Source organism: Streptomyces sp. NPDC127106, from assembly GCF_042677605.1.
Classification (GTDB): domain Bacteria; phylum Actinomycetota; class Actinomycetes; order Streptomycetales; family Streptomycetaceae; genus Streptomyces.
Genome location: NZ_JBHXTC010000001.1, coordinates 34,826 through 47,670 on the forward strand (window position 1 = coordinate 34,826; position 12,845 = coordinate 47,670).

At 72.6% G+C, this 12,845-nt stretch carries 9 protein-coding genes; 7 read left to right on the forward strand and 2 right to left on the reverse strand.

The window, feature by feature from the left end; genetic code table 11:
* Positions 1-142: 142 nt before the first annotated feature.
* Entirely contained in the window at positions 143-1,210 is a 1,068-nt protein-coding gene (locus tag ACFVGY_RS00150; RefSeq protein ID WP_385668447.1) for a M12 family metallopeptidase, read from the reverse strand.
* Between the two features lie 362 nt (positions 1,211-1,572).
* On the opposite strand from ACFVGY_RS00150, the gene ACFVGY_RS00155 reads away from it, so the two are divergent.
* Positions 1,573-2,415: an NAD(P)H-binding protein gene (locus ACFVGY_RS00155; protein WP_385668450.1), complete on the forward strand. Its 843-nt coding sequence runs from the start codon at positions 1,573-1,575 to the stop codon at positions 2,413-2,415.
* Between the two features lie 40 nt (positions 2,416-2,455).
* Here ACFVGY_RS00155 and ACFVGY_RS00160 read toward each other — a convergent pair whose 3' ends face one another.
* A complete protein-coding gene (locus ACFVGY_RS00160) occupies positions 2,456-4,840 on the reverse strand; it encodes a phosphoketolase (RefSeq protein ID WP_385668453.1) in 2,385 nt (794 codons plus the stop codon).
* A gap of 570 nt (positions 4,841-5,410) precedes the next feature.
* Here ACFVGY_RS00160 and ACFVGY_RS00165 point away from each other — a divergent pair.
* The 6 genes from ACFVGY_RS00165 (at position 5,411) to ACFVGY_RS00190 (ending at position 12,772) form a co-directional block, all read left to right on the forward strand.
* Complete coding sequence (locus tag ACFVGY_RS00165) at positions 5,411-5,770, forward strand: peptidoglycan-binding protein (protein ID WP_385668456.1); 360 nt, start codon at positions 5,411-5,413, stop codon at positions 5,768-5,770.
* 304 nt (positions 5,771-6,074) lie between these two features.
* Positions 6,075-7,136, forward strand: coding sequence for a sugar ABC transporter substrate-binding protein (locus tag ACFVGY_RS00170; protein ID WP_385669811.1), 1,062 nt, complete (start codon positions 6,075-6,077; stop codon positions 7,134-7,136).
* A gap of 232 nt (positions 7,137-7,368) precedes the next feature.
* On the forward strand, positions 7,369-8,307 hold the full coding sequence (locus ACFVGY_RS00175) for an NUDIX domain-containing protein (protein WP_385668459.1): 939 nt from the start codon (positions 7,369-7,371) through the stop codon (positions 8,305-8,307).
* A gap of 124 nt (positions 8,308-8,431) precedes the next feature.
* Positions 8,432-10,909, forward strand: a complete 2,478-nt coding sequence (locus tag ACFVGY_RS00180) for an NUDIX domain-containing protein (protein ID WP_385668462.1) — start codon at positions 8,432-8,434, stop codon at positions 10,907-10,909.
* A gap of 11 nt (positions 10,910-10,920) precedes the next feature.
* The gene (locus ACFVGY_RS00185; protein ID WP_385669814.1) at positions 10,921-11,691 is read left to right on the forward strand and encodes a PIG-L deacetylase family protein; all 771 of its coding nucleotides are present in this window, start codon (positions 10,921-10,923) and stop codon (positions 11,689-11,691) included.
* An 85-nt stretch (positions 11,692-11,776) separates the two neighbouring features.
* On the forward strand, positions 11,777-12,772 hold the full coding sequence (locus ACFVGY_RS00190) for a GlxA family transcriptional regulator (protein WP_385668465.1): 996 nt from the start codon (positions 11,777-11,779) through the stop codon (positions 12,770-12,772).
* Positions 12,773-12,845: the final 73 nt, after the last annotated feature.

The following is a 12,845-nucleotide window of genomic DNA, read 5'->3' on the forward strand; positions in this document are numbered from 1 at the left end:
CCCGCCACACATTCCCGGACGCCGTTGTGGGGCGGCCCCCGGCGCCCCCCGGGGGGGGGGGGCCCCGCGGCGGGGGGGGGGGGGGGGCGGCCCCCCCCCCCCCCCCACACCCATATGCGCAGCGGCTGCGAGCGGTTCACCGTCACCAGCACATGAGGGCCGCCTTGCCCGGGCCCCAGGTGGAATACAGCCGGGCGCGGACCACGTAGGTGCGCCCCTGGAAGAGACGTACCTTCAGGCGGCCGTTGCGGTCGCTTCCGCTGTCGTCCGTTCCCGTGTGGTAGCGCAGTTCGCCGTTGACGTCCTCGAACAGGACCATCACGAAGTCGTGGCTGCCGAACGTGCCGATCTCGTACGTCCGCGTCTCCGCGGGCGCGAGCGTGAAGTCGGCCTGCTCCCCCGGTGAGAGGCCCAGCTCGACCGACTGCAGGGGGTGGAGCTCCGGCGGCTTCGCGTCGATGGCCGGGTACCACTGGCGGACGTACTTCTTGTCCTGCTCGGAGATCCGCACGGGCCCCGGAATTCCGCCCCGGTACTGCTCCGGGCGGACGATCAGGCCCGCCGGGAACGGGTATTCCATGACGGAGAGCGGGTCCCACGTCGAACCCTCGACCTCGTTCGCGGACAGTTTGCGCAGGATGTTGTGGAAGGTCTTGTCCCGTGACCAGAAGTTGGGCGGGCCGCCCAGCGAGGCGTAGACCTTCTCCTCGTCCCATTCGATGCCGGCGAACGGGTTCTGGTGCTCGTGGGCGAAGCCGAGGGTGTGCCCGATCTCGTGCCGCGCGGTCGCCTTGCCGTGCGGCGTGTCGGTCAGGCTCCAGCCGAACCTCATCGTGGGCTGCGGCGGCGGGATGGCCAGGACGTCCCGGCCGACGTACGACCACGAGCCGTCGCCCCTGCGGAGGCTGATGCGGACCTCGGCCTCGGAGAACCGCGTCACCTCGCGGAACTCCAGCCCGATGCCCGCGTCCTTCCACTCCTTGAAGGCGCTCCGGATCTCGTCGAGCTGGTTCGCATCGAGGGCGACGCCGGGCTCGTTGAGGAAGCAGTAGTGCAGAACGGTGCCGTTCACCCACTTGGCCCGGCCGACCACGATGGCACGCAGCCTGTCGGGGCCGAGGTCGGGGGGCAGAACGGGTTCGATGCGCGGAGGTTGTGAGCAGTACGGCGGGACGTCCGCGACGGACGCCTCGGCGAGGTTCTCTGCCATGACCGTTCACTCCTCGGTGATGTGCGGTGTGAGGTTCCGGTCGGCGTTGTCGAGGGGTGTTCAGATGGTGCGGGTCAGCCGGCACGGGGGAGGCTGTCCGCAACGGAGAGCGGACAGCAACCCACCTGGCTGCCTCAGATTTGAGGCTACTCCTCGACATGGGCAATCTCAATCAAAGGCGTTCACGGGCGCATGGTTGCACTTTCAAGGGGAAACGCGTCGAACGGTTCAAGCGCACACCACTGCCGCCGCTCCCTGCGGAGGGCCCCCGCACACACGACGACTGCGCTCCTTGACCTGAAGTGCGGTTGGGTTTCTAGCGTTTACTCCGACGGATCATCTGATGACGACAGGAGATGCTCGTGATGCTCGTGACGGGAGCCACCGGAAACATCGGCCGTGCCCTGGTGGACGAACTTCGTTCCCACGGTGCCGGGCCGGTCAGGGCGCTCACGCGTGATGCGGCCCGGGCTTCGTTCCCGGAGGGCGTCGAGGCGGTACGGGGCGACCTGGCCGACGCGGCCTCGGTGAGGCCCGCGCTGGAGGGCGTGCGCTCGCTGTTCCTCATACCGGGCCTCGGCGGCCCGGATTCGGACGCCGCAGTCCTCCACTCCGCCCGCGAGGCCGGTGTGGAGCACGTGGTGCTGGTGTCGTCCATCACCGTGCAGACCCATCCGCACCTGGGCCCCGCCGCTCAGCACGCGGCCGGCGAACGGCTGCTCCAGGACAGCGGGATGGCCTGGACCGTCCTGCGCCCCACGCAGTTCGCCTCCAACGCCCTGTGGTGGGCGCCGTCGATCCGCGACCGGCACCCGGTCCGGGTGGCCTACCCGGACGTCGGGCTGCCCACCATCCACCCCGCGGACATCGCATCGGTGGCGCGGGCGGCGTTGACCGACGCCCGCCACCGGGGCCGGACGTACGCCCTGACCGGCCCGGAGCGGGTGACGGCGCGGCAGCAGGTGGCCGCCGTCTCGGCCGTGCTGGGGCGGGAGGTGGCCGTGACCGGGATCGGCCGGGAGGAGGCCCGCCGTGAGATGGCCGCGTTCCTGGGGGACGAGGTCGCGGACGCGGTCCTCGACGTGACGGGCGGCGACGTCAACGAGGAGCTGCTGAGGGTCCGCGACACCGTCGCGCGGGTCACCGGTTCCCCGGCGAGGCCGTTCCACCGGTGGGTCGCGGAGAACGCCGCCGCCTTCCGCTGAGCCCGGGCCCGCGGCGCCCGCCGGCGCCCGCCCCGCCCCCTCAGCCGTCCCAGGACCAGTCGGCGACCTCGGGCAGGTCCGTGCCGTGCTCGCGGATCCAGTCGTGGTGGCGCTGCCGGATCTCCTCCATGCGCTGGCGTACCGCCGCGGCGCGCACCGCGAGGCCGGGGACCCGGTCGACGACGTCCATGACCAGGCGGTAGCGGTCCAGGTCGTTGCGGACGACCATGTCGAACGGCGTGGTCGTCGTGCCGATCTCCTGGTAGCCGCGCACGTGCAGGTTGCGGTGGCCGGTGCGCCGGTAGGCCAGCCGGTGCACGAGCCACGGGTAGCCGTGGTAGGCGAAGATCACCGGCCGCTGCGTGGTGAAGAGCCCGTCGTACTCGGCGTCGCCCATACCGTGCGGGTGCTCCCCGGCGGGCAGGAGACGGGCGATGTCCACGACGTTGACCACGCGTACGGCCAGGTCGGGCAGGTGCCTGCGCAGCAGTTGGGCCGCGGCCATCACCTCCTGGGTGGGGACGTCCCCGGCACAGGCGAGCACCACGTCCGGCTCCCGGGAGCCGTCCTCGGTGCCGGCCCACTCCCAGATGCCGGCGCCCCGCGCGCAGTGGGCCTTGGCCTGGTCCATCGACAGCCAGTCGAAGCAGGGCTGCTTGCCCGCGACGACCACGTTGACGTAGTCACGGCTGCGCAGCACGTGGTCGGCGACGGACAGCAGGGTGTTGGCGTCCGGCGGCAGGTAGACGCGGACCGCTTCGGGGCTCTTGTTGAGGACGTGGTCGACGAAGCCGGGGTCCTGGTGGGAGAAGCCGTTGTGGTCCTGCCGCCACACGTGCGAGGTGAGCAGGTAGTTGAGCGAGGAGATCGGGGCGCGCCAGGGCAGCCGGCGGCTGGTGCGCAGCCACTTGACGTGCTGGTTGACCATCGAGTCGACGATGTGGACGAAGGCCTCGTAGCAGGAGAACAGTCCGTGCCGGCCGGTGAGCAGGTAGCCCTCCAGCCAGCCCTGGCAGGTGTGCTCGGACAGGATCTCCATCACCCGGCCGTGCCGTTCCAGGTGTTCGTCCACGTCGAGGACCTCGGCCTGCCAGGCCTTGCCGCTGGCCGCGTAGACGGCCTGGAGGCGGTTGGAGGCGGTCTCGTCGGGGCCCACGAGGCGGAAGTCGCGCCGGTCGGCGGTGGCCCGCATCACGTCCTGGAGCATGTCCCCGAGGACACGGGTGGGTTCGTGCTGCGTCGCGCCGGGCTTGTCGACCGCCACGGCGTGGCGCTCCAGCGGCGGCAGGGGCAGCTCGCGCAGCAGGAGTCCGCCGTTGGCGTGCGGGGTCGCGCCGAGCCGGCGCGTGCCCTGCGGGATCCCGGCCAGTACCTCGGGGAGCGGGGCGCCGTTCGCGTCGAACAGCTCCTCGGGCCGGTAGGAGCGCATCCACTCCTCCAGCTGCCGCAGGTGCTCCGGGTTGTCCCGTACGGCGGCCAGCGGGACCTGGTGGGCGCGCCAGGTGCCCTCCACGGGCAGGCCGTCCACCTCGGCGGGGCCGGTCCAGCCCTTCGGTGTGCGCAGCACGATCACGGGCCAACGGGGCCGGTCGGTGCTGCCCCCGGTGCGGGCGGCCTCCTGCGCGGCGGCGATGCGGTCCAGGGCCGTGTCCACGGCGCGTGCCATCGCACGGTGTACGGCGGCGGGTTCGTCGCCGGTCACGTGGATCGGGTCGTGGCCGTAGCCGTGCATGAGGGCGTCGAGTTCGGCGCGGGGCAGCCGGGACAGCACCGTCGGATTGGCGATCTTGTAGCCGTTGAGGTGCAGGATCGGCAGGACGGCCCCGTCGTGGACCGGGTCGAGGAACTTGTTGGAGTGCCAGGCGGCGGCCAAGGGGCCGGTTTCCGCCTCGCCGTCGCCGATCACACAGGCGACCAGCAGGTCCGGGTTGTCGAGGGCGGCGCCGTAGGCGTGGGAGAGCGCGTAGCCGAGTTCGCCGCCCTCGTGGATGGAGCCCGGGGTCTCCGGGGCGACGTGGCTCGGCACGCCGCCGGGGAAGGAGAACTGCCTGAAGAGCCGCGCCATACCGGCCGCGTCCCGCGTGACGTCCGGGTAGACCTCGGTGTACGAGCCCTCCAGCCAGGAGTTGGCGAGGACGGCCGGACCGCCGTGGCCGGGGCCCCAGACGCACAGGGCGTTCAGGTCACGGGCCTTGATGACCCGGTTGAGGTGGGTGTGGACCAGGTTGAGTCCGGGCGAGGTGCCCCAGTGGCCGAGCAGGCGCGGTTTGATGTGCTCAGGGCGCAGCGGCTCGGTCAGCAGGGGGTTGGCCATGAGGTAGATCTGACCGACGGCGAGGTAGTTCGCCGCGCGCCAGTGGGCGTTCAGGGCGGCGAGCTCTTCTTCGGTGGGCTCGGCGGTCTCCGGCTGCGTGTCGGCGGACATCACGACTCCTCACGGTGTCGGGGCGGCGGCGGTGACGGTGGCGGTCGGCGGTGACGGCCCACGGTGTCGGTCGGCGGTGGCCGTCGTGCCGTCCTGCTGTGGACCGACTACCACCTTGTGCGGCCGGCGGCGTGCCCGACAGGGCCGTTCGGGCCACACCACCGGACGGAGTGGACCCGCACGGCCGTGCACGCCACCCGTGCTCCGCCGGTCGCCGGCGGCAGCGACGGTGGTGGTGCAGCGGCGGCGGCGGCAGCAGCAGCAGCAGCAGCAGCGAACGACAGAAGGCCCCGGTCTCCACGAGGAGACCGGGGCCTTGATCGAGCGCTGGGCAGGCCTTGCACCTGCATCCCCCCACAGGAAGTGGGGTGCCTTTCCTTGGACCACCAACGCCAGTCCCACCACCGCGTCGTGCGGCGGCGAGCTCGAGATCGATCATAGCGCACCCCGGACCTGCCCGGACACCGCCGGTGGCTGCTCCTGCGGATCGGGCGTCCGCGACCAACAATGGGACTACGCCCCGTCCGCAGCGACGGCCGTCGGGGCCGAGGCCTGGCGAGAGGAGCCGCTTTGAACCGCCGGATCGCTTCCGCCCTCAGCATTGCCGCGCTCGCCGCCGGAGCCCTGGGCGTCACGGCGCCGTCGGCGAGTGCGGCGCCCGGAGGATGCGCGTACACATCGTCGCCCCATCGGCCGACCCTGACGCACGGCAGCACGGGAGCGGCGGTGAAGCAGGCGCAGTGCCTGTCGAACATCTGGGGCGGAGTCCCCAAGCTGGCCGTCGACGGTGTTTTCGACCGCCGCACCCAGGCCAAGATGAAGTGGATCCAGGGCTGTCACGGCCTCGCCAGGCAGGGCACCGTCGGCCCGAAGACCTGGGCCGTCCTCTACGACCCCGTTCCGGACTGCTACGACCCTTACCCCGGGTAGCGCCCGGGCCCCGCGGCACCTTTCGGACCAGCCAGTTCCGTTTTCCGGCAAGGCGTTAAGCGCCATTCACAAGTTGAACTTCCCCCTGAACCGCCGATCGATGAAATGCGGGAATCGGACCGAATTGCACGAATCGGTTGCCGATGGCAACGTTGCCATCTCGTTAATAATTCACTTCTTGACGGTGGCCGTTACGCACAGTTGACTGCCTCTACCTCGGCCGCAACGACACGGCCCTGTCATGGAGGTTTATATCGTGAACGCGCATCTGGGCCGTGCCGCCGTTGCCGTCGCCGCTTCTGCAATGGCCGTCTCGCTCACCGCCTGCGGCAGTGCGGAAGACGGTGACGGAAGACCGGGGGACTCCGCCAAGGGCGACGAGATCAAGGTCGGCCTCCTGCTGCCGGAGAACCAGACCGCGCGTTACGAGAAGTTCGACAAGCCGCTGATCGAGAAGGAGGTCGCCAAGTTCACGCGCGGCAAGGGCAAAGTGATCTATGCCAATGCCAAGCAGGACGCGGCCACCCAGAGTTCTCAGGTCGACACCATGATCACCAATAAGGTGGACGTCCTGATCATCGACGCGGTGGATTCCAAGGCCATCGCGGGCGCCGTGAAGAGGGCCAAGGACGCCGGTATCCCGGTCGTCGCCTACGACCGTCTCGCCGAGGGCCCGATCGACGCCTACACCTCCTTCGACAACGAGGACGTCGGCCGGATCCAGGGCAAGGCGCTGCTCGAGGCACTCGGCGACAAGGCCAGGGACGGCCAGATCGTCATGATGAACGGTTCGGTCACCGACCCGAACGCCAAGCAGTTCAAGTCCGGCGCGCACTCCGTCCTCGACGGCAAGGTGAGCATCGGCCGCGAGTACGACACCATCGAGTGGAAGCCGGAGAACGCCAACGCCAACATGGCCGCCGCCCTCACGGCGCTCGGCAAGGGCCGGATCGTCGGCGTCTACTCCGCCAACGACGGAATGGCGGGCGGCATCATCACCGCCCTCAAGGCGGCCGGGGTCACCAACCTGCCCCCGGTCACCGGCCAGGACGCCGAGCTGGCCGGCGTGCAGCGGGTCGTTGCGGGCGACCAGCACATGACCGTCTACAAGCGCTACGCCCCCGAGGCCGCGGCCGCCGCGGAGATGGCCGTCGCCCTGGCCAAGGGCGAGCGGATCGACGACATCATCAACCAGAAGGTCGACAGCCCCACCACCAAGGGCGTGCCCGCGGTGCTCGTCCCGGGCATCGCGCTCACCAGGGACAACGTCAAGTCCACCGTGGTCGACGACGGGGTGTACACGGTGGCCGAGATCTGCACCGACAGGTACAGGGCCGCCTGCGAGGAGATCGGCCTGAAGCTGTAGGCAGGTCCCGCGGGGTTCCGCGCGCGCAGGGTGGCGCGGCCGTCAGCCCTGGTCCGAAGTCCAGGGTGACGCCGCTTCCGGCGGGACGCGCTGGTGGCGGAGCCGGGCGTCACGCCGGATCCGGACAACCGCCGGGCCCCGGCCGCGTTCGGGGCGTTCCGGGGGCTTGTCCGGGGGACGGCTGGGCAGCATGTCCATCGCCCTCCCGGCCCGTTGGAAGGAATCCCGAGCGATGCGTTCTGCTGCCCCAGGCGAACCACGCGGAACCGCTGCCCTGCTGGTCGACTCACGCGGCCGGTACCTGCTGCACCTCCGTGACGCGAACAAGCCGCACATCTGCCATCCCGGCACCTGGTCCCTCCCCGGCGGCGGCCGCGAGGCGGGCGAAGCCTGCCGGGACGCGGTGGAGCGCGAACTTCTGGAGGAGACCGGCCTCGTGCTGCCGCTGGAGCCGTTCGCGGTGGTCGATGCCCACGGCCCCGAGGGGGCCGAGGGCCGTATCGAGGTCTACCTCGGCCACTGGGACGGCGACGCCGACGCACTCCCCCTCACCGAAGGGATCATGTTCCGGCATTTCGACGCCGACCGGATCCCCCACCTGACCATGTGCCCGTGGGCGCAGCAGGTCATCGACCTGCACCAGAGGGCCGAGTCACGGCTACCGGCGGTGGCGAGGACCGACGACCGGACCGGTGGCGGCCGCGGTCGTGGTGGGGCTGGGCGAGCGCGGCCGAACATCATCGGTGTCAACCTCTACCTGGAGCGCAAGGGCACGGTGTTGCTCGGACTGCGGCACCCGGACACCGCGTACCCGGGTGCCGCGCACCACTTCCTCGCCGGACACTGCGAGCAGGAGTCCGCGGTGAGGTGCCTGGTCAGGGAGGCGGAGGAGGAAGTCGCTCTCGTGATCGACCCGGCGGACGTCGAACTGGCCCATGTCGTGCACGTGGTGGACCACCCGGGCGGACAGCCGCGGATGCAGCTCGTCTTCCGCGCCCGCCGGTGGCGGGGAGAGCCCGAGGTGCGCGAGCCGGACCGCTGCGCGTCCTGGGGCTGGTGGCCCGCCGACGCACTCCCGGAGCCGATCGTCCCGTACGCCCGGACCGCGATCGAGGGGATCCGTGCGGGCCGCTCGTACAGCGAGCTCGGTTGGGGCCGAGCATCATCGTGATTCCGTAGGACCGGTACGGGGGGTGCCGTGCCCCGGCGGGAGCGCTGCGCGCTGCCCGTCGACGTCCACCTGACACGAACGGAACACTCATGCGAACACGACCACGGGAACGGAGTGCACCGGCATGAAGTCCAGCCCGACCGCGCAGGACTGGGACGACCACTACGACTCCGGACGTGGCTTCCGGCCGCTGAGCGGAACCGAGAAGGACATCCTCCGCGAACGGCTCCTCCCTCGGCGGCCCCGGCCGGACGGCGCACGGGGCGCGCGGGCCCTGGACGTCGCGTGCGGAACCGGTGAGCTGGCCCGCTTCCTGGCCTCGGCCGGATACCGGGTCGACGCGGTCGACTTCGCCGCGGCCGCGATCCGGCGGGCGCGTGACGCGTCGCCGCCGGGCATCGCCTACCACTGCCTCGACGTGGTGAACGGCGACCTCGCGGCGCTGGCCGAGCCCGGTGGCCCCGCCCCCCGCCACGGCCCGGACTCCGGCCCCGGGCCCGGGTTCGACGTGATCACTGTGCGGCGGGCGCTGGCCCATCTGCCCGACCGCACCCGGGTCACCGCCGCCCTCGGCCGGCTGCTGCGGCCGGACGGCACGCTGTGCGTGATCACCCCGCACGCCGACCGGCAGCCCGCCCGGCTGCGCGGGATCTGCCTGGACGACGCCGAGATCGGCATGCTCACCGACGGGTGGGAGCACGCCGAGCGGACCGAGGCCGACGGCTCCACCGTGCTGCTGCTGCGCGGCCCCGGGGCCCGGACGGTCGGCTACCGGGAGAAGCTGCCGCCCGGGCCGGCGGCGCTGGCCGGGGTGGCGGTGGTGGTCACCAATGCCCACGGGCAGGTCCTGCTCGGCTGGAACCCGGCCCGCGGGGTGTGGGAGCTGCCCGCCGGAAAGGTCGAGCCCGGTGAGGCGTTCGAGGCAACGGCGGTCCGCGAACTGGAGGAGGAGGCCGGGCTGCGCGCGTCCGCGGACCGGGTGGTGCTGCTGGGCACGCTGTGCGACTCCGCGCACGGTCTGGCCCGGGTCACGGAGGTGGCCCGGCTCACGGGGTACGCGGGCGAGCCGATCGTGAGGGAGCGGGAGCCGTTCTCCCGCTGGGAGTGGCACACCCCGGCTGACCTGCGTGGTCTTCCGCAGCCGCTGTTCACTTCGACGGCGCAGGCCCTGAACGTGGTGTGGCCCGGCCTGTTGCCGGGTGTGCCGGGTGCCCACCACACGCCCCGGCCCGCCGGGTCCGCGGTCCTGCGGTTCGGGGAGCCTCCCGCGGCTGCGCGGCTGCGCGCCCTGTTGGTGGCGGGCCTCGTGGAGGAGGGCTGGGCGGACATCCCGGAGCTGCGGGAGGCGTTCGCCCGGGTACCCCGGCACGCGTTCCTTCCCGAGCAGCCGCTGGAACGTGCCTACGCCAACGGGGCCGCCGCCGACGGGGCCGCCGCCAGCGGGGCCGTCGCCACCGTGGGCGTCGAAGAGCCGGGTGACCCGGGCCGCCGGACGGGCCCGGTGTCCCGGCCCGAGATGCTGGCCGTCATGCTCCGGCGCGCCGACCTGCGTCCGGGCCACCGCGTGCTGGAGGTCGGGGGCGGCGGCTACGACGCCTGCCTGATCGCCGAGCTCGTCGGTGAGAGCGGGTCCGTGGTGTCCGTGGAGACCGATCCGTCCGTCCACGCACGGACCGTTCGCTTCCTGGAGGAGACCTGGTACGCCGACCGCGTACGGCCCGTCCTCGGTGACGGCGCGCACGGGGTCCCGGCTCCTGTGCTGCCCCCGGGCGGGTTCGACGCCATCGTGGTCACCGCTGCTGCCGACGACGTGCCGAGTGCGTGGCGCGACCAGCTCGCCGAGGGCGGGCGCCTCGTGCTCCCGCTCCGCCTCGGCGGCCGCACCCGGGCGATCGGGTTCACCAAGCGCCGCGGGGTGCTGTTCGCCGCCGCCGTCGGCCCCTGCGGGTTCGTGCCGGTGCAGGGGGTCGGGCGCCGGGACGAGTCCCCCGTGCCGATCGGGCGGACCGGGTACGGGATCCGCTGGGAGGACACTCCGCCCCTCCCGCTCGACGGAATCGAACGGGCCCTTGCGGGCGGCGAGGCCGTCGAGCAGTGGACCGGCGTGACCGTACGCGACGACGAGTCGCTGGAGGTCCTGCAGCTGTGGCTGGCCACCACCCTGCCCGGGTTCTGCCGGCTCACCGGCGACCACGAGCGGCCCGGCATCCTCCGGCTGCCGGAGGGGCAGGGTGCCGCGGCCGTGGCCACGGCCGGAGCGCTGGCCTGCCTGGTGCAGCGCCGTGTCACACCTGACACGTCCTCGGGCGTGTCACGCCGGGAGTTCGGGGTGCAGGCCGTGGGCCCGGACGGCAAGGCGGCGGGGGACGCCATGGCCGCCGCGGTCCTGGCCTGGGACCGGGAACTCCGCGGGCACGGTGCCGCGGCCCCCGCCGCTGCCCCGCTCCCGGTCCTGACCCCGGTCCTGACCCTGGCCCTGCACCCGGCCGGCACCCCGGACGGCCGGCTGCCCGCCGGGCACGTCGTGGACAAGCCGCGCTGCCGGATCGTGTGCCGGTGGCAGCCTGCCCGCACGGGCGGACCCGAGGAGGTCGGGCCGTGAGCACGGCCGACGTGTCGTTCCCCAGCCTGCTCGCGGTCTTCGCCCATCCCGACGACGAGTCCCTGGTCGCCGGCGGTGTCCTCGCCCAGCACGCCGCAGCCGGAGCCCGGACCGGCGTGGTCACCGCCACGTGGGCGTCGGACAGCCACCGGGCCGCCGAGCTCGGCGAGGCGCTGCGGATCCTCGGGGCGGGCCGGCTCCGGATGCTCGGGTACGCCGACGCCCGCGTTCCGGATTCGGCGCCCGGCAGGCCGCGGTTGCTGGACGTGCCGCTGGACGAGGTCGTGGGGCGCCTCGTCGGGCACCTGAGGGACTTCCGGCCGGACGTCGTCGTCACGCATGACGCGTACGGCCAGCTGACCGGGCACCCCGACCATGTCCACACGCACCGCGCGACCCTGCTGGCCGTACACGCCGCCGGACTCGAGCACCACTACCCGGAGGCGGGCCGGCCGTGGCAGCCGCGCGCGCTCTACCTGGCCACCCATCCCCACTCCGGCGTCGGGGACCTGGGCCCGCTCCTGAGCGGGGTGGGGAAGCCGGTCCGTTCCGTACCGGACGACCACGTCACGGCGGCCGTCGACGTCCGGCCCTGGCTGGAGCGGAAGTGGGCTGCCGTCCTCGCCCACCGGAGCGAAGTGGAACGCACCCGCTCGCTCCCCGGGATCCTCTCCCGCCTCCCCGTCGCGACGCGCCGACGGATCACCGCCACCGAGTACTTCACCCGGCTCGACACCCGTCCCGGGGGCCCTGGACGACGACTCGCGCGACTGGACGCCTGACCGGGGCCGGGCGAGGAACCGGCATGTCCGGATGTGACAGAACACCGTCATTGCGGCCGCATGCGACGGGCGTGACGATGGGTGCATGTCCACGACCCGCCGCGTCGTCATCGCGGTCTTCCCCGATGTCGACCTCCTCGATGTCACCGGCCCGGCCGAGGTGTTCGCCCTGGCCAACCGGGAGACCGGCGGCCGGGCGGGCTACCGGGTCCAGCTGGCCGGCCCGGTCTCCGGGGCGGTCGCCACGTCTGCGGGGGTGCGGCTGGTCACGGACCTGACGTTCGCCGAGGTGGCCGGCGCGCTGGACACGCTGCTGGTGCCCGGCGCCGTGGACCTGCACCCCGGCGGTCCGGTGGCCCGGATCGACCGGGACGTCGTGGCCTGGCTCAAGACGGCCGCACCGCTGGCCCGGCGCGTGGCGTCGGTGTGCGTGGGCGCGCACCTGCTGGCAGCGGCCGGACTGCTGGACGGCAGGACGGCCACCACCCACTGGTCGACGGCCGCGCAACTGGCGGGCGACCACCCGGCGGTGACGGTCGACCCGGACCCCATCTTCGTACGGTCCGGCAACGTGTGGACCGGAGCCGGGATCAGCGCCTGCATGGACCTCGCGCTGGCGATGGTGTCCGAGGACCTGGGCGAGGAGGTGGCCCTGGCGGTCGCGCGCCAACTGGTCATGTACCTCAAACGGCAGGGCGGCCAGAGCCAGTTTTCGGTCCCGTTGAGCCGGCCCGCCGGCTCCCGCAGGGACATCGACGAGCTGCGGACGTTCATCTCCGACCACCCGGACGCGGACCTCTCCGCGGCGGCCCTCGCGGAGCGGATGCGCCTGAGCGAACGCCACTTCGCCCGGGTCTTCCGCCAGGAGACCGGCACCACCCCCGGCGCCTACGTCGAAGCCGCCCGCGTGGAGGCGGCCCGCCGCCTGCTGGAGAGCACCGACCAGCCGCTGGACCGGGTCGCGGCCGCCTGCGGACTGGGCTCGGTGGAGACCCTGCACCGGGCGCTGCGCAAGCAGATCGGCACCACCCCGGCGGTATACCGCCGACGCTTCCGCACCACCACCATCACCCCCCACTGAAGCCCGCCCCTTCCCACGAGCGGACTCGGCCCGGTCTTGCCGCGAGCCCGAACCGCCCGCGATCACCCCTGCC

What these genes read in the sequence shown, in the direction of transcription:
- ACFVGY_RS00150 (WP_385668447.1), bottom strand. Translation starts at nt 1,210, where the DNA reads ATGGCAGAGAACCTCGCCGAGGCGTCCGTCGCGGACGTCCCGCCGTAC.
- ACFVGY_RS00160 (WP_385668453.1), bottom strand. Translation starts at nt 4,840, where the DNA reads ATGTCCGCCGACACGCAGCCGGAGACCGCCGAGCCCACCGAAGAAGAG.
- ACFVGY_RS00170 (WP_385669811.1), top strand. Translation starts at nt 6,075, where the DNA reads ATGGCCGTCTCGCTCACCGCCTGCGGCAGTGCGGAAGACGGTGACGGA.
- ACFVGY_RS00175 (WP_385668459.1), top strand. Translation starts at nt 7,369, where the DNA reads ATGCGTTCTGCTGCCCCAGGCGAACCACGCGGAACCGCTGCCCTGCTG.
- ACFVGY_RS00180 (WP_385668462.1), top strand. Translation starts at nt 8,432, where the DNA reads ATGAAGTCCAGCCCGACCGCGCAGGACTGGGACGACCACTACGACTCC.
- ACFVGY_RS00190 (WP_385668465.1), top strand. Translation starts at nt 11,777, where the DNA reads ATGTCCACGACCCGCCGCGTCGTCATCGCGGTCTTCCCCGATGTCGAC.